Source organism: Vreelandella malpeensis, assembly GCF_020622355.1.
GTDB lineage: Bacteria > Pseudomonadota > Gammaproteobacteria > Pseudomonadales > Halomonadaceae > Vreelandella > Vreelandella malpeensis.
In genome coordinates this window covers 57,466-77,019 of sequence record NZ_WHVL01000004.1, presented here as the reverse complement: position 1 = coordinate 77,019, position 19,554 = coordinate 57,466, and the positions used below count along the sequence as shown (strand labels likewise).

The 19,554-nt window shown below is 64.3% G+C and carries 13 protein-coding genes; 4 read left to right on the top strand and 9 right to left on the bottom strand.

Translation table 11 applies throughout. The features are described from left to right. Window positions 1–5 precede the first annotated feature (5 nt). Window positions 6–2,267: a phosphoenolpyruvate--protein phosphotransferase gene (gene ptsP, locus GEV37_RS10445; RefSeq protein WP_227390446.1), complete on the bottom strand. Its 2,262-nt coding sequence runs from the start codon at window positions 2,265–2,267 to the stop codon at window positions 6–8. 91 nt (window positions 2,268–2,358) lie between these two features. Further along, window positions 2,359–2,850 carry an RNA pyrophosphohydrolase gene (locus tag GEV37_RS10440; protein WP_227390197.1) on the bottom strand — a complete coding sequence of 164 codons (492 nt, stop codon included), beginning with the start codon at window positions 2,848–2,850 and terminating at the stop codon, window positions 2,359–2,361. A 278-nt stretch (window positions 2,851–3,128) separates the two neighbouring features. Between GEV37_RS10440 and GEV37_RS10435 the strand changes: the two genes are divergently transcribed. Together GEV37_RS10435 and GEV37_RS10430 are read left to right on the top strand one after the other, a co-directional pair. Beyond that, the gene (locus GEV37_RS10435) at window positions 3,129–3,785 is read left to right on the top strand and encodes a histidinol-phosphatase (RefSeq protein WP_227390196.1); all 657 of its coding nucleotides are present in this window, start codon (window positions 3,129–3,131) and stop codon (window positions 3,783–3,785) included. Between the two features lie 50 nt (window positions 3,786–3,835). After that, window positions 3,836–4,984 carry a GGDEF domain-containing protein gene (locus GEV37_RS10430; RefSeq protein WP_227390195.1) on the top strand — a complete coding sequence of 383 codons (1,149 nt, stop codon included), beginning with the start codon at window positions 3,836–3,838 and terminating at the stop codon, window positions 4,982–4,984. Window positions 4,985–5,672: 688 nt separating this feature from the next. Here GEV37_RS10430 and GEV37_RS10425 read toward each other — a convergent pair. Further along, entirely contained in the window at window positions 5,673–6,647 is a 975-nt protein-coding gene (locus GEV37_RS10425; protein WP_227390194.1) for a malate dehydrogenase, read from the bottom strand. A gap of 202 nt (window positions 6,648–6,849) precedes the next feature. Between GEV37_RS10425 and GEV37_RS10420 the strand changes: the two genes are divergently transcribed. Continuing rightward, on the top strand, window positions 6,850–7,956 hold the full coding sequence (locus GEV37_RS10420; protein ID WP_227390193.1) for an efflux RND transporter periplasmic adaptor subunit: 1,107 nt from the start codon (window positions 6,850–6,852) through the stop codon (window positions 7,954–7,956). After that, window positions 7,957–11,022 carry an efflux RND transporter permease subunit gene (locus tag GEV37_RS10415; RefSeq protein ID WP_227390192.1) on the top strand — a complete coding sequence of 1,022 codons (3,066 nt, stop codon included), beginning with the start codon at window positions 7,957–7,959 and terminating at the stop codon, window positions 11,020–11,022. Between the two features lie 655 nt (window positions 11,023–11,677). Here GEV37_RS10415 and rsd read toward each other — a convergent pair. The 6 genes from rsd to GEV37_RS10385 all read right to left on the bottom strand — a co-directional run bounded on the left by rsd (window position 11,678) and on the right by GEV37_RS10385 (window position 19,509). Next, window positions 11,678–12,160, bottom strand: a complete 483-nt coding sequence (gene rsd / locus GEV37_RS10410) for a sigma D regulator (RefSeq protein ID WP_227390191.1) — start codon at window positions 12,158–12,160, stop codon at window positions 11,678–11,680. A 119-nt stretch (window positions 12,161–12,279) separates the two neighbouring features. After that, a complete protein-coding gene (locus tag GEV37_RS10405) occupies window positions 12,280–12,780 on the bottom strand; it encodes a disulfide bond formation protein B (RefSeq protein ID WP_227390190.1) in 501 nt (166 codons plus the stop codon). Continuing rightward, entirely contained in the window at window positions 12,777–14,417 is a 1,641-nt protein-coding gene (gshA, locus tag GEV37_RS10400; protein WP_227390189.1) for a glutamate--cysteine ligase, read from the bottom strand. Before gshA ends, GEV37_RS10405 begins: the two co-directional genes overlap by 4 nt. 126 nt (window positions 14,418–14,543) lie before the next feature. Beyond that, a complete protein-coding gene (locus tag GEV37_RS10395) occupies window positions 14,544–16,895 on the bottom strand; it encodes a Tex family protein (RefSeq protein ID WP_227390188.1) in 2,352 nt (783 codons plus the stop codon). 214 nt (window positions 16,896–17,109) lie between these two features. Next, window positions 17,110–18,003, bottom strand: coding sequence for an NAD(P)-dependent oxidoreductase (locus GEV37_RS10390; RefSeq protein WP_227390187.1), 894 nt, complete (start codon window positions 18,001–18,003; stop codon window positions 17,110–17,112). 72 nt (window positions 18,004–18,075) lie between these two features. Then, window positions 18,076–19,509, bottom strand: coding sequence for an aldehyde dehydrogenase (locus tag GEV37_RS10385; RefSeq protein WP_227390186.1), 1,434 nt, complete (start codon window positions 19,507–19,509; stop codon window positions 18,076–18,078). Between the last annotated feature and the right edge of the window lie 45 nt (window positions 19,510–19,554).

The window sequence follows — 19,554 nt, the reverse complement described above, 5'->3', positions numbered from 1 at the left end:
CCCGCTCAGTCCCTGGGCGGCAGCAGGTGCGCCAGCTGCCACTCGTCCATGCGCCGGTTTAAGAGCTCGCGTACCTGGGCCGGCGTATCCAGTGCCATGATCTCGCGCAACAGCGTCTTCGCATCTGTAAGCGGTACGCGGCGAATCGCGGCGCGCACCTTGGGCAGGCTGGGGGCATTCATGGAAAGACTCGAGAAGCCCATCGCCATCAGCAGCAAAGCGCCGGAGGGGTCGCCGGCGAGCTCGCCGCACAGCGAAATGGGCTTGCCCAGGCGCTGGGCATCCTGGGAGAGCTCCACTAGCGCGCCGAGAAGCGCCGGATGCATCGCGTCGTAAAGGCTCGATACCCGCGGATTGTTGCGATCCACCGCCAGCAGGTACTGGGTCAGGTCGTTGCTGCCCACCGAGAAGAAATCCACCCGCTTGGCCAGTGCGTCCATCTGATAGATGGTCGCGGGCACTTCGATCATCACGCCCACCAGGGGGCGCCTGACCGCGATGCCTTCCTCGCCGAGCTCCAGAATCGCCCGGTCGAGAAGCTTCACGGCCTCGTCGAGCTCTTCGACGTTGGTGATCATGGGAAACAGCACGTAGAGGTTGTCGATCCCGTGGGAGGCACGCAGCATGGCGCGCAGCTGCACCATGAGCACTTCCGGGTGATCGAGAGTCACGCGCATGCCGCGCCAGCCGAGAAACGGGTTGGCCTCCTCGATGGGGAAATAGGGCAGGTCCTTGTCGCCCCCGATGTCCAGCGTACGCATCACCACCGGCAGGGGCGCGAAGCCCTCGAGCTGCTCGCGGTACATGCGCATCTGTTCCTTCTCGCCGGGAAAGCGCTCGGCGATCATGAACGGCACTTCGGTACGGTAGAGCCCCACCCCGCCAATACGACTTTTCAGCAGCGTCGCGGCATCCACCGCCAGGCCCGTGTTGACCATCAGCGGTACATGGTAGCCATCCGGGGTTTCGCTGGGCAGGTCCTGCTCGTGCTCGAGCAGGTCGCTCAAGGCCTGTTCCTCGGCGATGAAGCTCGCGTAGCGGGCCTGGAGCTCCGGGGCGGGGCGCACGAACAGCCGCCCGCGATGGCCATCGAGCACCACCGGCGCGCCGTTGAGCCGTGGCAGCGGTAGATCGACCATGCCCAGTACCGTGGGAATACCCATGGCGCGGGCGACGATGGCGACGTGAGAAGTGCTCGACCCACGCACCGACACAAGCCCCTTGAGCTTGCCCTTGGGCACCTCACCAAGCATGGCCACGCTGATCTCGTCGCCGACCAGGATGGCGTTGTCCGGGTAGGTTTCTGGCGTTGTCGGTGTATCCTGCTGCAGGTGGCCGAGCACACGCCGCCCCAGATCGCGAATGTCGGCGGCGCGCTCGCGCAGATAGTCGTCGTCGACCCGCTCGAGATACTGCACGTGGCGGCGCACCACGTCCGCCAGCGCCCCCGGCGCCCACTGCCCTTCGCGAATGCGTCTCTCGACCTCTTCAGCCAGCGCCGCCTCGCCCAGCATCTGCTGGTAGACGTCGAACAGCGCCAGCTCCTGGGCCGATATCCGGTTGGCCAGGCGCTCGGCAGCAGCGCGGATCTCCTGACGCGTCTGGGCGATGGCCTCCTTGAGGCGCGCGATTTCGAACTCCTGGTCGCTCGGGATCAAATCCGGCACGCTGTTGAGATCCGCCGGCGGGGTGATGACTACGGCCTGCCCCATGGCGATACCCGGTGAGGCGGCCACGCCCTTGAACATCGCCTGCCCGCCGGGCAGCGCCGGGCGGGTCAGGTTGCCGGTGGCCAGGGCGTGGGCGAGTACGCCGGCAAGCTGTGCCGCCATGGTGACCAGGAAGGCTTCGTCCTCGTCGTCGTAGCGGCGCTTTTCCGCCTGCTGAACCACCAGTACGCCCAGCATGAGGCGCTGGTGAATGATCGGCACGCCCAGAAAGCTCGAGTAGCGCTCCTCGCCGGTGGCCTCGAAGTAGCGAAAGTGAGGGTGCGCGCGCGCATCCTCGAGGTTCAGGGGCTCGCTGCGCTGGGCGACCATGCCCACCAGGCCCTCGCCGAGTGGCAGCACCACGCGCCCCACTGCCTGGGTACGCAGGCCGATGGTTTCCATCAGTACCAGCGATTCGAGCTCGCGATCGAAGAGATAGAACGAGCAGACGTCGGTCTGCATCGCCTTGCGGATCCGGCGCACCATGGTGGAGAGCGCGGCCTCCAGGGTTCGCGCGCCATTGACCTCCTGGATGACGCGTCGCAATACCTCGAGCATGGATGTTTTAGACTTCACTGTTATTGTCCTCGCTGAGGAGTGGAGGCCACGGCGTCCCGGGCGCCATGAAATACGCCCGGCGCATCGCTCGTTACTCGTCGTCCAGGGCAAGGCGCTGGACGCGCGGGGAAAGCTCCCTCAAGGCTCGTCGATACACTTCCCGCTTGAAGGGCACGACCTGGCCCAGCGGATACCAGTAGCTCACCCAGCGCCAGCCGTCGAACTCCGGCTTGGGCGTGGCCGTCATGCAGATCCGGTTCTCATGACATCGGATCCTGAGTAGAAACCACTTCTGTTTCTGGCCGATACACACCGGCCGCGAGTGGGTACGAATCATGCGTCGTGGCAGACGGTAGCGCAGCCACCCCCGGGTGCAGGCGACAATATCGACATCGTCGGCGGTCAGGCCGATCTCCTCAAACAGTTCACGATAAAGCGCTTGTTGTGGAGTTTCGCTTGCCTTGATGCCTCCCTGGGGGAACTGCCACGCATTTTGCCCTACACGACGCGCCCAAAGCAGCTGCCCCTGGCTGTTGACGATGATGATGCCAACATTGGGGCGAAAGCCGTCAGCGTCGATCACGGACTTCACCTTCTTGAATTTTCAGTTGTCCTCATTTTTCCATAAGGCGGTCAAGCGTATCAATACAATATGACGTCCAAGGGCGATAACGGTGCAAAACCGACGCTTGCCGAGCGTGGACAGCCGAAGTGGGCAGAAAAGAAGGAGTCTGCGATAATCCGCCGCGCTTTCGTTCAGGCCCTGCCTCCCGGTGGCCAAGCACCGTCGCTGTGGCCTGAACGCCGATCACTCGAGACCAGAACATCAAGCACCAGAACATCAAGCACAAGGGGAACATCGTGAGCCTGGCCATTTTCGATCTGGATAACACGCTCCTATCCACCGACAGCGATCACGCCTGGGGCGAGTTCCTGCTGGAACAGGGCGCCGTCGACCCGGTGGCCTACCGCGAAGCCAACGACCGTTTCCTGGCGGACTACCAGGCGGGCACGCTGGACATGGGCGCCTTTCTGGAAGTGGCGCTCAAACCCCTGGCCGACCACTCCACCGAGCAGCTTGCCGCCTGGCACCAGCAGTTCATGGCCAGCAAGATCGAGCCACACATTCTCGCCAAGGGCGAGGAGCTGCTGGCTCGCCACCGCACCCAAGGCGACACGTTGCTGATCATTACCGCGACCAACCGCTTCATCACCGGGCCGATCGCCGAACGTCTGGGCGTCGACGACCTGATCGCCGTTGAACCGGAAATGGTCGACGGACGCTATACTGGCAAGGTATCGGGTGTTCCCAGCTACCGCGAGGGCAAGATCACGCGCTTGAACGAGTGGCTCGAATCGCAGGACCTGACCATGGAGGGGGCCTGGTTCTACAGCGATTCCCACAACGACCTGCCGCTGCTCGAAACCGTGGAGCACCCGGTCGCCGTCGACCCCGACGATACGCTGCGCCAGGTCGCCGAACAGCGCCATTGGCGAATCATGAGCTTGAGGGACTGAAGCGTCATGGCAGCCAGACTCAACGGCCAATCAACCGAGTTGCGTGACCCATGGCGTTCGACCCCCGCACGATTCTGACGATCAACGTCGCCCTGGCGCTTGCCGCCGCCCTCTACCTGTTGCTCGAATGGCGCAGCGCCCGGGAACGGGCGCTGGTGTACTGGTCTGCCGGGTTCCTGCTGGTCGTCATCGGCTCGAGCCTGTCGCTGCTGCGCAGCTACGGGTTCTACTTCATCGGCGTCTGGTTCGCCAACGGCCTGCTGGTACTCGCCCACGCCTGCTTCATGCTCGGCGTGGCGCGCTTCGTCAACCATGCGCCTTCGCGTCTCTGGTGGCTGCTGGTGCCCGCCTGGTGTGCCCTGCTGCCACTGGCGGATTGGACGCTGAGCTCGCGGCTTTACATGGCCGTCAACTCGCTGTTCGTCGGCGCCCTGGCGATCCACGCGGGACAGCTCCTCAAGCTCGAACCCGGGGCTGCCAGCCTAGGTACGCGCCAGCTGCACTACGTACTGCTGGCACACGGCCTCTTCTATCTGGTCAAGGCGGCCTATGCCCTTGCCCCGGGCACGCTGCTCGACCTGTCGCTCTACCAGGGGCTGATGATCCGGGTCTCGCTGATCGAGGGCGTGATGGCGATCCTGTTGATCGCACTGTCGATGACCGGTACGGTGCGCTACCGGCGCGAGCGCCAGATCACGCGCCTGGCCGAGCGCGACCCGCTCACTTCGCTGTACAACCGGCGCGGCTTCCAGGCGCGCGCGCCGTTTCTGCTGGCCGACGCCCACCCGTCCCGCCCCGGCGCGCTGCTGCTGATCGACATCGACAACTTCAAGCTGATGAACGATATGCACGGTCACGCAGCGGGCGATCACATGCTGGTCTCGCTGAGCGACTTGGCCCGCCAGCTGCTGCCGGGCGATGCCCTGAAGGCGCGCCTGGGCGGCGACGAGTTCGCGCTGCTGCTCAAGGACACCTCCGCCAGCGCCATTCAGGAGTTGAGCGACGAGCTGCGCCGCGCTTTCAACGCCTTGGCTGCCGAGGCCTACGCCACGCCCAAGCCGGTCACCCTGAGCCTCGGCGCCACCCTCATCGACACCCCGACCCAGGACCTCAGCAGCCTGCTCGGCCAGGGCGACCAGGCCCTTTACGAAGCCAAGCGCGATGGTCGCGATCAGTTGAAGATCCTCTCACACGCATAGCGCTACCCATAAGCAACTGCCGGGCGGCTGATCGCCGCCACGCGGGTGCCTCGCTGGCGCTCGTTACGCCGCGCTACAAGGTTGGCGCCACCCTATCCCGTAGCGCGGGTAAGCCGAACGGCGCACCCGCGAAAGACACCGCGAAGCGGTGCTACAGGCGGCAATGGCACATCCGGGCGGCTGATCGCCGCCGTCGCGGGTGCCTCGCTGGCGCTCGTTACGCCGCGCTACAGGTGCGGGCACAATCCCGTAGCGCGGGTAAGCCGAACGGCGCACCCGCGAAAAGCATCGCGAAGCGGGGCTGCAGGCGGCAATGGCACATCCGGGCGGCTGATCGCCGCCACGCGGGTGCCTCGCTGGCGCTCGTTACGCCGCGCTACAGGTGCGGGCACAATCCCCGTAGCGCGCGTAAGCCGAACGGTGCACCCGCGAAAGGCACCGCGAAGCGGGGCTGTAGGCGGCAATGGCACATCCGGGCGGCTGATCGCCGCCGTCGCGGGTGCCTCGCTGGCGCTCGTTACGCCGCGCTACAAGGTTGGCGCCACCCTATCCCGTAGCGCGGGTAAGCCGAACGGCGCACCCGCGAAAGACACCGCGAAGCGGTGCTTGAGGTGGTGATGGCACGGGGTGCGCAGGCAATAAAAAACCCCGCAATCGCTTGCGGGGTTCGGGTCATGCCATGGCCTGCTTAGCCGAGCAGGTGCTCGACGGCGGCGCGTTCTTCGCGCAGCTCTTTCTCGGTTGCCTGCATCTTTTCCTTGCTGAAGGCGTCGATCTCGAAGCCCTGGACGATCTCGTACTGGCCGCCCTGGCAGCGCACCGGGTAGGAGTAGATGATGCCTTCCTCGATGCCGTAGCTACCGTCGGACGGAATCGCCATGCTGACGATGCCCTTGGAACCCAGCGCCCAGTCGCGCATGTGGTCGATGGCGGAGGACGCTGCGGAGGCCGCGGAGGAAGCGCCGCGCGCCTTGATGATCGCGGCACCACGCTGCTGCACGGTGGGGATGAAGTCGTTCTCGTACCAGTCGCGCTCGACCAGCTCGCTTGCCGCCTTGCCGTCGACGGTGCACTGGGCGATGTCCGGGTACTGGGTCGCGCTGTGGTTGCCCCAGATGATCATGTTCTCGACATCGGTGACGTGCTTGCCGGTCTTCTGGGCAAGCTGGGTCAGCGCGCGGTTGTGATCCAGACGGGTCATCGCGGTGAACTGACCCTTGTCGAGATCCGGCGCGTTGCAGGAGGCAATCAGCGCGTTGGTGTTGGCCGGGTTACCCACGACCAGCACTTTCACGTCGCGGCTGGCGTTGTCGTTGAGCGCCTTGCCTTGAACCGAGAAGATCGCGGCGTTGGCTTCGAGCAGATCCTTGCGCTCCATGCCCGGACCGCGCGGACGTGCACCCACCAGCAGGGCGTAGTCGGCGTCCTTGAAGGCGACGTTGGGGTCGTCGGAGGCGATGATCTCCTGCACCAGCGGGAAGGCACAGTCGTTGACTTCCATCACCACGCCATTGAGCGCGTCCATGGCCTGGGGAATTTCCAGAAGCTGGAGAATGACGGGCTGATCCGCGCCCAGCATGTCGCCGGCGGCAATACGGAAAATGAGTGAATAGCTGATCTGGCCGGCACCGCCGGTAATCGCAATACGTACGGGATCTTTCATCACTGCTCCTTGGTTGATTCGCCTTGGGATGGGTCGACAAAACTCAAGACGCCAAGATGGTATGCTCAGTTCACCGAAAACTCAATTAGACGAGAGGCCACCCGCCCGTTCGCGCCCGGCCCAAGGCTCGCCGCCATGCCGGGATTGCGCTATGGTGTGAGCCGTTGCCCACGCCTGTTCCACGACGAGACCGTTTGATCCCATGCGACGCATTCCCTTCTCCTATGCGCTGGCCCTTGCATTCGTGCTGGCGCTGGTTCTCTGGCTGGCGCTGGGCGATTTTCAGCGCTTTCAAGGCGCCCCGCCGGACACCCCGCCCACCCAGGCCGACCAGGCGCCGCGCGTGGAAGTCACCCGTCTGGAAAGCACGCCGTTCATTCCCCGACAGGTACTCCAGGGCCAGCTCGAAGCACGTCAGGAGACGACTTTGCGTGCCAACGCGGCGGGCTACGTGCGCGAAAAACCCGTGCCCCAGGGTGAGCGGGTCGAACAGGGTCAGACCCTGCTGGTGCTGGATGACGATGCGCTGCCACAGCGCCTGCAGCAGGCCCGCGACGAGCTCGCCGTGGCCCAGGCGGAGTACGCCGGTGCCCAGGACCTGCGCCAGCGCCAGTTCATATCCCAGCCAGAGCTTCTGCGCCTGCAAAGCGCGCTCAGTGCCAGCGCCGCGCAAGTCGCACAACTCGAACGCCAGTTGAACGATACCCGCCCAAGCGCCCCTTTCGCCGGCGTGATCGATCGTATCCAGGTGGAGCTTGGCGACCTGCTTCAGCCCGGCGAGGAGTGGGGCCGGCTGATCGACGACCGCACGCTGACCGGCACCGCCTGGGTCTCCCAGCAGGAGGTCAACGCGCTGAGCCTTGGGCTTCCGGTCAGCGCGCGGCTACTCGATGGCGAGACCCTCGACGGCGAAGTCACCCATATCAGCAGCCGCGCCGAGAAGCAGACCCGCACGTTCTACATCGAAATCACCCTGGACAACCCCGAGCGCCGTCGCCTGGCCGGCGGCAGCGCCGAGTTCACCATTACCCTGCCCCCGCGCCAAGTGGTCGCGCTCTCCCCTGCGCTGTTGAGCCTGGACGACGACGGCCGACTGGCCGTCAAGCACCTGGGCGACGATGACCAGGTGGTGCAGACGTCGGTCACGCTGGTCAGCGCGACGCTCGAAAACGCCTTCGTGGCCGGCCTGCCGGACCCGGTGGAGGTAATCACCCTGGGCGCAGGGCTGGTCGCGGTGGGCGAGACGGTCACGCCAGTGGCGGCGGATGTCCCCTCTTCGCCGTCACCCGATACCGTGGCGGCCCCCTGAATGCGCTCGTTGATACAGGCCGCCCTCACCCATACGCGCACCACGCTGTTGCTGCTGGTCGGGCTTTTGCTCGCCGGCATCACCGCCTGGCAGGCGATTCCCAAGGAGGCCAACCCGGACGTCACCATTCCGCTGATCTACGTCTCCTTGACGCTCGAAGGCGTGAGCCCCGAGGATGGCGAGCGGCTGCTGGTGCGCCCCATGGAGCAGGAGCTTCGCGGTCTCGAGGGGCTGCGCAAGTTCACCGCCCAGTCGAGCGAAGGTCACGCCTCGGTGACGCTCGAGTTCGATCCGGGTTTCGACCCCAATACGGCGCTGTCGGACGTGCGCGAGCGGGTCGATATCGCCCGGGCGGAGATTCCCGAGGAAGCCGACGAGCCGCGGGTGATGGAGGTCAACGTCTCGGAATTTCCGGTGCTCACCATCGGTCTTTCCGGGCAGCTCGATACCCGCGAGCGCATCACCGTCGCGCGGCGCCTGAAAGAGGAGATAGAAGGCATCGCCAACGTGCTCGAGGTGGAGATCGCTGGCGAGCAGGAGGACCTGCTCGAGATCCTCGTCGACCCCCTGGTGCTGGAAAGCTACGGCATCGACTTCGATGCGCTGTTCAACCAGGTGTCGCGCAACAACCGCCTGGTGGCGGCGGGCAGCCTCGATACCGGTGCCGGACGGCAGGCGCTCAAGGTGCCGGGCATCATCACCTCGCTCGAGGACGTGATGGCGATGCCGGTGAAGATCGATGGCGACCGGGTCGTGACCTTCGGCGACGTGGCCTTCATCCACCCCACCTTCAAGGCCCCTGAAGGGTTCGCGCGCATCGACGGCGAGCCCGCCGTGGTGCTGGAGATCTCCAAGCGCGCCGGCGCCAACATCATCGAGACCATCGACGCGGTGCGCGAGCGCTTCGACGCCGCCGAGGCGCTGTTGCCCGAGGCGCTGCGCATCACCACCATCCTCGACGAGTCGGCCACCGTCGCCGACATGCTTTCGGAGCTCTTGAACAACGTGCTGACCGCCGTGGTGCTGGTGCTGATCGTGGTGGTGGCGGCAATGGGGCTGCGCATGGCGCTGCTGGTAGGGCTGACGATTCCGGGGGCGTTTCTCACCGGCATCCTGCTGGTGTGGGCCTTCGGCTTCACGCTCAACATCGTGGTGCTGTTCGCGCTGATTCTGGTGGCCGGCATGCTGGTGGACGGCGCCATCGTGGTCAGCGAGCTGGCGGACCGCTACCTGAAAGAGGGGCAGACGCCGTTCGAGGCCTGGCTCAACGCCGCCTCGCGAATGAGCTGGCCGGTCATCGCCTCGACCGCCACCACCCTTGCGGTCTTCATACCGCTGCTGTTCTGGCCCGGCGTAGTCGGCCAGTTCATGAAGTACCTGCCCGCCACGGTCATTCTCTGCCTGCTGGCGTCGCTTGCCATGGCGCTGGTGTTCTTGCCCACTCTGGGGCGGCTCTTCACCCGCCGCCAGAACGCCGAAAATCAGAGCGCACGGCCTGACCAGAGCACCGCCTTCGGGCGCGGCTACCGGCGCGTGCTGGCGCGGCTTCTGAGAAGGCCAGGCTGGGTGCTGGCGCTGGCGCTGGTGCTGATCGCGGTGGTCTATACCGCCTACGGGCGCTTCAACCACGGCATCGACTTCTTTCCCAGCGTGGAACCGGACAGCGCCCAGGTGCTGGTGCGCGCCCGGGGAGATTTTTCCGTCACCGAGGCGGACGCCATTCTACAGCGGGTCGAGGCGCGCCTGAGCGGACTTGGCGAGGTCGAGGCGCTTTACGCCCGCTCCTTCGTGGCCAACGAGCAGATGGGCGATGACGTGGTGGGCGTACTGCAGTTCCAGTTCATCGACTGGTATCAGCGCCGGCCGTCGCGAGTCATCCTCGCGGACATGGCAGAGCGCACCGCAGACCTTCCCGGTATCACCCTGGAGTTTCAGGAGCAGGAACAAGGCCCCGGCGGTGGCAAACCAATCGTGCTGGAGATCAGCGCCACCGATCCGGTCGTGGCCGATGCCGGGGTGGATCGACTGAGCGCACTGATGCAAAAGCTTGGCGGCTTCACCGACATTCAGGACAACCGCAGCCTGCCCGGCGTCGAATGGCAGATCAACGTCGACCGCGAGGCCGCCGCGCGCATGGGGACCGATGTCACCACCATCGGCAGTGCCGTCCAGCTCCTGACGACGGGGCTTCAGGTTGCAAGCTATCGCCCGCCCACAGTGAGTGACGAAGTCGACATCCGCATTCGCCTGCCGGAGCGCTACCGCACGCTGGACCAGCTCGGGCGCCTGACCGTCAACACCGAGCGCGGTCAGGTGCCGCTGTCGAACTTCGTGACCTTCGAACCCGCGCCCAAGGTGGGCACGCTCAACCGCATCAACGGGCGCCGGGCGATCACCCTGGAAGCGGATCTTGCCCCCGGGTATCTGGCCGACGAGCGCCTGCGCGCCCTGTTCGATGCCGGCGAAGGCGCGTTGCCCGACGGGCTGATGGTCAACGTGGCCGGCGAGCAGGAAGACCAGCAGGAGTCGATGCAGTTCCTGGTCACCGCCTTTCTGGTCGCCATCGGCCTGATGGCGCTGATCCTGGTCACCCAGTTCAACAGCTACTATCAGGCGGTGCTGGTGCTCTCGGCCATTGTCTTCTCCACCGCCGGGGTGCTGATCGGGCTTCTGGTCACCGGTCAGGCCTTCGGCATCGTGATGGTCGGCATGGGGGTAATCGCGCTGGCCGGTATTGTGGTCAACAACAACATCGTCTTGATCGACACCTACAACGAGCTGCGCCAGGAGGGCATGGCGCCCGGCGAGGCCGCCCTGGAAGCGGGCTGCCTGCGCCTGCGCCCGGTACTCTTGACTGCCATTACCACGGTACTGGGCCTGATGCCGATGGTGCTCGGCATCAACGTCAACCTGTTCGCCCCGGCGCTCGGTTTCAACGCGCCCTCCGCCCAGTGGTGGACGCAGATGTCCAGCGCCATCGCCGGCGGGCTCACCTTCGCCACCGCCCTCACCCTGCTGTTGACCCCTTGCATGCTGGTCATCGGCGGTCGGTTCACCCGCCGATAGACAAGCCTCCGCACCCGCCGGGCGGCTGGGCGCCGCCTTCGCGGGTGCCTCGCTAGCGCTCGTTACGCCGCGCTAAGAGGCACGTACAGGCACATACCGTAGCGCGGATAAGCCGAAGGGCGCACCCGCGAAAGGCAGCGCGCAGCGGTGCGGCAGGTGGCGGTAGCACTATCCAGGCGGCTGATCGCCACCACTCGGGTGCCTCGCTGGCGCTCGTTACGCCGCGCTACGAGGCAAGTGCAGGCACATACCGTAGCGCGGGTAAGCCGAAAGGCGCACCCGCGAAAGGCAGCGCGAAGCGGTGCGGCAGGTGGCGGTGGCACTATCCAGGCGGCTGATCGCCGCCACGCGGGTGCCTCGCTGGCGCTCGTTACGCCGCGCTACGAGGCAAGTGCAGGCACATACCGTAGCGCGGGTAAGCCGAAGGGCGCACCCGCGAAAGGCAGCGCACGGCGGTGCGGCAGGTGGCGGTAGCACTATCCAGGCGACTGATCGCCGCCACGCGGGTGCCTCGCTGGCGCTCGTTACGCCGCGCTACGAGGCAAGTGCAGGCATATATCGTAGCGCGGGTAAGCCGAAGGGCGCACCCGCGAAAGGCAGCGCACGGCGCTGCTGGAGATAGAAGAGATAAAGAGGAAGGGTCGTACCTAACGCGCTAGAGCGGCGCTTTCTGCGGGCTATGCGCGGCGTGCAGGCGGGCGATGAGCTGGTCTTCCAGGGCAAAGCGTTCGGTCAGGCCCTTGGCGAGGCGGTCGAGCCAGGCGGGAAGCCGGGCGATATGCGCCTGGCAGCGCTCGACGCTGGCGTAGTCCTCGTCGAATTCGAGCACCATGGCCGTGGACATCTCGAGGCGCTCGAGCAGCTTGTCGGCGATCGCCAGCGCGCTTTCGTCCTCGAAGGCCTTGGCCTCCTTGGCAAGCTCGGGGTAGATCTCGAAATGCCCGGCGCTGATGTAGTCCATCAAGAGCTCGCTGAAGGTGTCGATGCGCGCCTTGTCGACGCCTTCGAGCTCGGCATCGCAGGCTTCCTTGAGCTCGATGAAGCTGATCAAAAAGGTGCGCCGCTGCTCGAGCCAGCGGTCGATCAGGCTATGCACACCTCCCCACCGCTCCTGGGCATTCTTGCAGTTCTCCAGCATGGCGTTCTCCTGATCGGGACTCTCGGTCAGGCCTAGACTCGCCTTTCCGCTAGAGCATGTCAATTACGCTACCGGGATTTTATTGCCTGCCGCCCGCACGTGGCGGCCGGCAAGGAGCGTCACCGTTTGAAGGCCAGCCAGAGAATGCGCAGTGCCGCGAGCGACAAGATCAGAAAGCCGATCAGCGTCCAGGCGGGAAGCGACAGTCCCAGGAAAGTGAAATCGATCTCGGCACACTCGCCGGAGCCGGTGAGTACCAGGGATACCACGTCGCGCAGGGGCAGGATGTCCATCATGTAGTCGAGCCCCGGGCCGCAGGAAGGCACTTCGCTCGCCGGCAGATGCTGAAGCCAGACGTGGCGCCCGGCGATGAAAGCGCCAGTGCCGATGCTGGCAAGCCCGAGCACGCCGTAGATCGCTTTCCCCGCTCGCCCCTTGGGGTTGTGCAGCGCGGCCACCAGAAAGACGATACCCGCCGCAATCACCGCGACCCGCTGGAAGATGCACAGTGGGCATGGCTCCAGCCCCGCCACGTGCTCGAGCATCAGGGCAACCGTCATCATCAACACGCAGAAGACAAACCCGGCCCATGCGGTGGGACGGATGGCGGATGGCATCATTCTGATTCCTCGGGAGTAATGGCCGAAAAGGCGCGCATTTCGCGGGCTTTGGTGAAGTAATGCTCGAGAAAATCGCCGAAGGATTCAACGTCGGCGGCTTCAATGTCGTGCTGCTGCTGGTGGGAGGTTTCGATCAACTGATCCAGCAGCGCCTGACGCGAGCGCAGCATCGGGGTCGACTTCAGCGCCTCGCCCTGCTCTTTTGCCAGCGCCAGCAGCGTATCGCTGAGCGAACCCGAGCCCGCCTTGAGACGAGCCAGCAGCTGGCCCGAGGGCGTGAGGCTCGGGTCACGCAGGCGCGGGGCGAGTGCATCGAGCGCCGCCTGGTGCGGCGCGTGCTCCTCCACCGCATCGAGCAACCGGGCGACTTCGCCCATCTCGGCGAAGATCTGCTCGCCCCAGGCGGGTAGCGTGATCGCTTCGCCGTCGCGCATCAATTCGAGCGCCGGGTCACGGCCGCGCTCGACCACCAGCCGGCGGTTGTCGTCCAGGCGGTCGCACTCCTCATCAGAAATCCAGGGACTGTCGCTGAGCAGACACCAGAGCAGAAACACGTCGACGAAGCGCATCTGGTCTTCGGTCACGCCGAGGGCGTCGAAGGGGTTCAAGTCCAGGCAGCGCACCTCGATATACTCGACGCCCCGCGCCTCGAGCGCCTGGCTCGGCGTCTCGTTGTGCCGGGCCACGCGCTTGGGGCGAATGTCGCTGTAGTACTCGTTCTCGATCTGCAGGATGTTGGCGTTGAGCTGGCGCCAGTCGCCGTCGACGTTCACGCCCAGCTTCTCGTAGCCCGGCCAGGGCGAGGAGATGGCGTGGCGCAGCGTGTTGACGTAGTTCGACAGCGAGTTGAAGCAGATCTTGAGCTGCTCCTGCACCTTGTTCTGGTAGCCCAGATCCGACATGCGCAGGGTCGTGGCGTACTCGGCATAGAAGGTGTCGTCGCCGATCGGCGTGAGCTTCTCCGGCACCTGGCCATCGGGCAGGAAGCTCTTGTCCACGGCGGGGGATGCGCCGAACAGGTACAGCAGCAGCCAGCTGTGACGGCGGAAATGACGGATCATGCCGAAGTAGCGCGTCGAACGGTAGTCGTTGAACGGGATGTTGGTGGCTTTTTCCAGCTCGCGCAGCGCGTGCCACATGTCTTCCGGCAGCGAGACGTTGTAGTGCACGCCGGCGATCGCCTGCATGATGCGCCCGTAGCGCACGTCGAGCCCCTTGCGATAGACGTGCTTCATGGTGCCGACGTTGGATGTGCCGTAGTCGGCAATAGGCACGCTTTCGTTGCCCGAGAGCCTGGAGGGCATGCTGCCCGGCCAGATCCACTCGTTATCGAGGTGCTGGTAGGTGAAGGTGTGCAGATCCGACAAAAACGCCAGCGCCTCCTTCGGTTCGGAGTAGACCGGGGTGATGTACTCCAGCAGTGATTCGGAGTAGTCGGTGGTGATGTGCGGGTGGGTCAGCTTCGACCCGAGCGTTTCGGGGTGCGGCGTCTGGGCGATGTGGCCGCCCGCATCGACGCGCAGCCCTTCCTTTTCCAGTCCACGCCGCAGGCGCCCCAGCCGGCCCAGCCGGGCACTTGGCAGCAAGCGCTCGATCTGGGCGGTCAGCGAGGCGGGCACAGTGAGAGGCTCAGCCAAAACGAACACTCCTTGTCTATAAGGCCTGCCGTGCAGGCCTGGATAAAATCTGCAGGTACCGCCATTCGGCCAGCCCTTGAAGGGCTAAGAATATGGCGCTATACGCTCAAACTTCAAGGCGCGCGACTATTTGCCCTGCTTGGCTTTCAACAGTGCCGCGCCAAGCGCCCCCATTCCACCCTCCTGGGCGGGCCGTTCGCGGCCGCTGCGACCGTTTTTCTGGGCGCGCGGGGCCTTGCGGCCGTCCCCTTGGGCGCTCGACGCCTTCTGCCCCCTGTCGCTTTCGATCTCATCAGAAAGCCGCATGGAGAGCCCTACCCGCTTGCGCGGGATATCCACGCTCATCACCTTCACGGTGACGATGTCCCCAGCCTTGACCACGGTTCTCGGGTCCTCGACGTACTTCTCGGAAAGCGCCGAGATATGCACCAAGCCATCCTGATGCACGCCGATATCCACGAACGCACCGAAGTGGGTGACGTTAGTGACGGTGCCTTGCAGCACCATGCCGAGCTCGAGGTCGGTGAGCTTCTCGACACCTTCGCGAAACTCCGCCGCCTTGAACTCCGGGCGCGGGTCTCGGCCGGGCTTGTCCAGTTCCTTGAAGATGTCGCTGACCGTCGGCACGCCGAAGCGCTCGTCGGCGAAATCCGCAGGGTCAAGCGCCTTGAGCGCCTGGCGGTCCCCGATCAAGCTTTTCACCTCGCGCCCGCTCTGCTGGGCGATACGCTCGACCAGGCTGTACGCCTCCGGGTGAACGCCGCTGCCATCCAGCGGATTCTCGGCGTCCTGGATGCGCAAGAAACCGGCGCACTGCTCGAAGGTCTTCGGCCCCAGCCGGCTGACCTCGAGAAGCGCCTTGCGGCTCTTGAAGGCGCCCTGCTGGTTGCGCTGGGCGACAATATTCTCGGCAATCACCGCGGAAAGCCCCGCCACTCGGGAAAGCAGCGCGCTGGAGGCGGTATTCAGATCGACCCCGACCGCGTTCACGCAGTCCTCGATCACCGCCTCGAGGCTCCTGGAGAGCTGGAGCTGGGAAACGTCGTGCTGGTACTGACCCACGCCGATCGACTTGGGCTCGATCTTGACCAGCTCCGCGAGCGGGTCCTGCAGGCGCCGGGCGATCGAGACCGCGCCGCGAATGGTGACATCGAGGTCCGGCAGCTCCTTCGAGGCGTACTCGGAGGCCGAGTAGACCGAGGCGCCCGCCTCGGACACCATCACCTTGCTCAAAGGTTGGTTCGGGGCCAGCGCTTTCACCAGCTCGCCTGCGAGCTTGTCGGTTTCGCGGCTGGCGGTGCCATTGCCCACGGCGATCAGCTCGACATTATGACGTTTGATCAGTTTCGTGAGTTCGGAAAGCGACTCGTCCCAGCGGTTTTGCGGCGCGTGGGGATAGATGGTTGCCTGGTCGACGAACTGACCCGTGGCGTCCACCACCGCCACCTTGCAGCCGGTGCGCAGCCCCGGGTCGAGCGCCAGCGTCACCTTCTGCCCCGCTGGCGCGGCCAGCAGCAGATCCTTAAGGTTGGCGGCGAAGACGTCGATGGCGGTCTGCTCCGCCTGCTCACGCAGCCGGCCAAGAAGTTCGGTCTCGAGTGCCGTATAAAGCTTCACCCGCCAGGTCCAGCGCACCACTTCCATCAGCCATTTATCCGCCGCGCGCCCTTCGTCGCGAATGCCGACCTGTTGGGCGATGGCGGCCTGGGCCGGGTGCACCGGCGCCTCGTCTTCCCCGGGCAGGCGAATCGCCAGGCTCAGCACGCCTTCATTGCGCCCGCGGAACATCGCCAGCGCCCGGTGGGAAGGCACCTTGGCGAGTTTTTCATCGTGTTCGAAGTAATCGGAGAATTTGGCGCCATCGCGTTCCTTGCCATCGAGCATGCGGGCGCTGAGTTCGCCCTCCTCCCACAGCCGCTCGCGCAGCCGGCCAATCAGCTCCGGGTCCTCGGCGAAGCGCTCCATGAGGATCTGCTTGGCGCCGTCGAGTGCGGCTTTTGCATCCTCGATGGCGGGCGTATCGCCCTCGGCGGCGCGCAGATAACCCTGTGCTTCGGCTTCCGGGTCGAGGGTCGGGTCGGCCAGCAGCGCATCTGCCAAGGGTTCGAGCCCCGCTTCGCGCGCGATCTGAGCCTTGGTGCGACGCTTTTTCTTGAACGGCAGGTAAAGGTCTTCCAGGCGCTGCTTGGTGTCGGCGGCGTCGATACGCGCCTTGAGCGGGTCGTCGAGCTTGCCCTGCTCGTCGATGGCGCTGATCACCGCGGTCCGACGCTCTTCGAGCTCGCGCAGGTAGCGAAGCCGCTCGTCGAGGTTTCGAAGCTGGCTGTCGTCCAGCGCCCCGGTCACCTCCTTGCGGTAGCGGGCGATGAAGGGCACGGTGGCGCCTTCGTCCAGCAGTGCAACCGTGGCGCTGACCTGCTGCGCCTTTACGCCCAGCTCTTCGGCCAGACGCGAAACAATCCGTGCGTTTACATCCATAGGTGCCACAAACTCATACCGGCTTTTAAATGCCGACACGGTACCACAAAGCCATGACGCTGGCATGAAATGCCAGCCCCCGGCTGGCTTCAAAAGGCCACAGCGTCATGCAGAAGAAGGGAGCGACCACTGACATCGCAAAGAGCTTCAAAGGTGGGACAGTACTCATTCAGGGGCTGCCGATAGCATTTCGGCGCCCCACCATTTCTCTGAATTAGCTGCTGGAAGGCACCGCGGGCATGCCCCAATCGTTCCAGAGTTTGGCAATCGCCGCGTAATCTTCACGCCCGTAGCCTTGTGCGACGCCTAGCTCGTACACCGTATGACATGACTGTATCGCAAACAGTGGAACCCCCTGAGACTGGGCGAGATGAACCGCCAGCTGGGAGTCTTTACGTGCTGCCATCAACGGCATGCCGCCATCGTAATCTCCGTTGACCACACGATCGGCATACCGATAAGTCAATGGACGATGCAATCCCATTTGCTTGTCCGAGAGCAAGCCAATCAACTTCTCTATATCGACGCCTGCGGCGGTCGCCATGGACCCCGCTTCGGCCACCACGACCATCACCGCATGCGCCACGGCATTGTTGATGACTTTAGCCGCCGCACCCGTGCCGAGCTCACCAAAGTAGATCTGTTTTTCTGCGATGCTATCCAGAACCGCCTGGGCAGTTTCGATACTCTCCTTACTTCCTCCCAGCAACAGACTAGCCGTGCCGGCCGCCATCTGACTCACCCCGGCCAGGATCGAGGCATCGATAATAGCGAGCCCATGGGGTTTCAGTACTCGGGCGCTCTGTTCCATGTCGTAGGGGTTGACGGTACTGGTTTCGATAATGATCGTATCGCGTTGAAGGTGCGGCGCGATGTCGTTCAATACCGTGAGCGATATGGCCGGTGTGGGCAGACACAACACCACAAACGCGACCTCGGCGACTTGGGCGGGCTCCCTGATCGCCGTTGCGCCGAACTCATCAGCGGCTTTGGCCACGGCGTTCTCGTCGAGATCGAAAACACTGACCTGAAAATGATGGGCAACCCGCTCGGCGACCAGATATCCCATATTACCCAGCCCGTAAACGGCTACTTTGCGCTTATCCATTCCCACCTCTGTTTTGAATGTTTGTTTGCCTCGAGTGCAGTGGCCATCGAGGAGCACGGCGATGCCACTGCCTTACTTGGAAATTGGGAACGGGTGTTCCTGAAGACCGAAGAACAGACTTTTCACCTGCCCATATAGCTTGAGACCTTCCAACCCTTTCTCGCGCCCGATCCCGCTATACTTGAAACCGCCGAAGGGGGTGCTGGTCACGGATTGCTTGTAGGTATTGATCCACATGGAGCCGGCATCGATGGCACGCGCCACACGCCACGCGCGTTTGAAACTTTCGGTCCACATGCCACAGGCGAGTCCAAATGCGGTGCCGTTGGCAGCCTCTATCAACGACGCCTCATCATCGAAGGGCAACGCCACCAGCACCGGACCAAAGGCTTCTTCCTGACAGGAGACCGCATCGATACCAAGACCATCGATGATGGTGGGCAGGTAGTAAGCGCCCTGCTCGAATTCAGCACCGGTCGGCCTGGCGCCGCCGCATAGAATTCGTCCACCCTCCTCCCGGGCACGCTCGACAAACTGCTCAACTCGCTCGCGATGCTGGAAGCTGGCCAGCGGCCCCATTTCGATCCCCTCGGCATCCGGTGCAGCAATCCTGATCTGTCGCGTTCGCTCCACCAGTTGATCCAGCACCGACTGATAAATGCTTCGATGGATAAATACTCGAGACCCGGCGACACAGGATTGACCCGCCGAACCGAATATTCCCGCCAACACGGCAGGCACCGCCAGGGACAGGTCGGCGTCATCAAACACGATATGCGGCGATTTCCCGCCTAACTCCAGCGCCGCCGGCACTACCCGGTCGGCCGCTACGCGACCAATCGCCCGCCCGGTGGTGGTACCTCCGGTAAAGGAAATCATGCGAACACCCTCGTGGCCGACCAGCGCCGACCCTATGTCACGCCCCTGCCCTTGAACCACTTGCAGCAGCCCCTCGGGTAATCCTGCTTCCAGCGCGATACGCTCAAGTTCCGGCGCCAACAAGGGGGCGTCCTCCGATGGCTTGAGAATCACTGCATTTCCGGCAGCCAGTGCTGGCGCTACCTTGGTAGCGTCGTTCATGATCGGTGAGTTCCAGGGCGTGATCGCCGCCACGACGCCATAGGGTTCCAGCACGGTCATGGAAACGTATTGTCCGCGAGGGGGAGTCACCTCCGTTTCCAGCGTTTCACAGGCAGAGGCGTAGTAGCGAAAAGCGCCGACAGCGTAATCCACCATTCCGCGACACTCGGACAGCGGCTTGCCGTTATCCTGCATTTGCAGGCTTGCCAAATACGCTTTCTTTTCCTGGAGACGATCTGCAATGCGACGCAATACGTCTGCCCGCTGGTGGGGCATGAGGTTTTTCCATCCTGAGTGATGAAACGCTTGCCAAGCTCGATCGACGACCGCATCCAGCCCCTCAGGCGTGGTCACGATGACACGACCGACTTCCTCGCCAGTGGCGGGGTTCGTACTGATTAATTCAGAGCCCATCTGTGAATTCATTGAATTATCACCTTACCTATACTGGATTGAATGGCCTGCTGATCG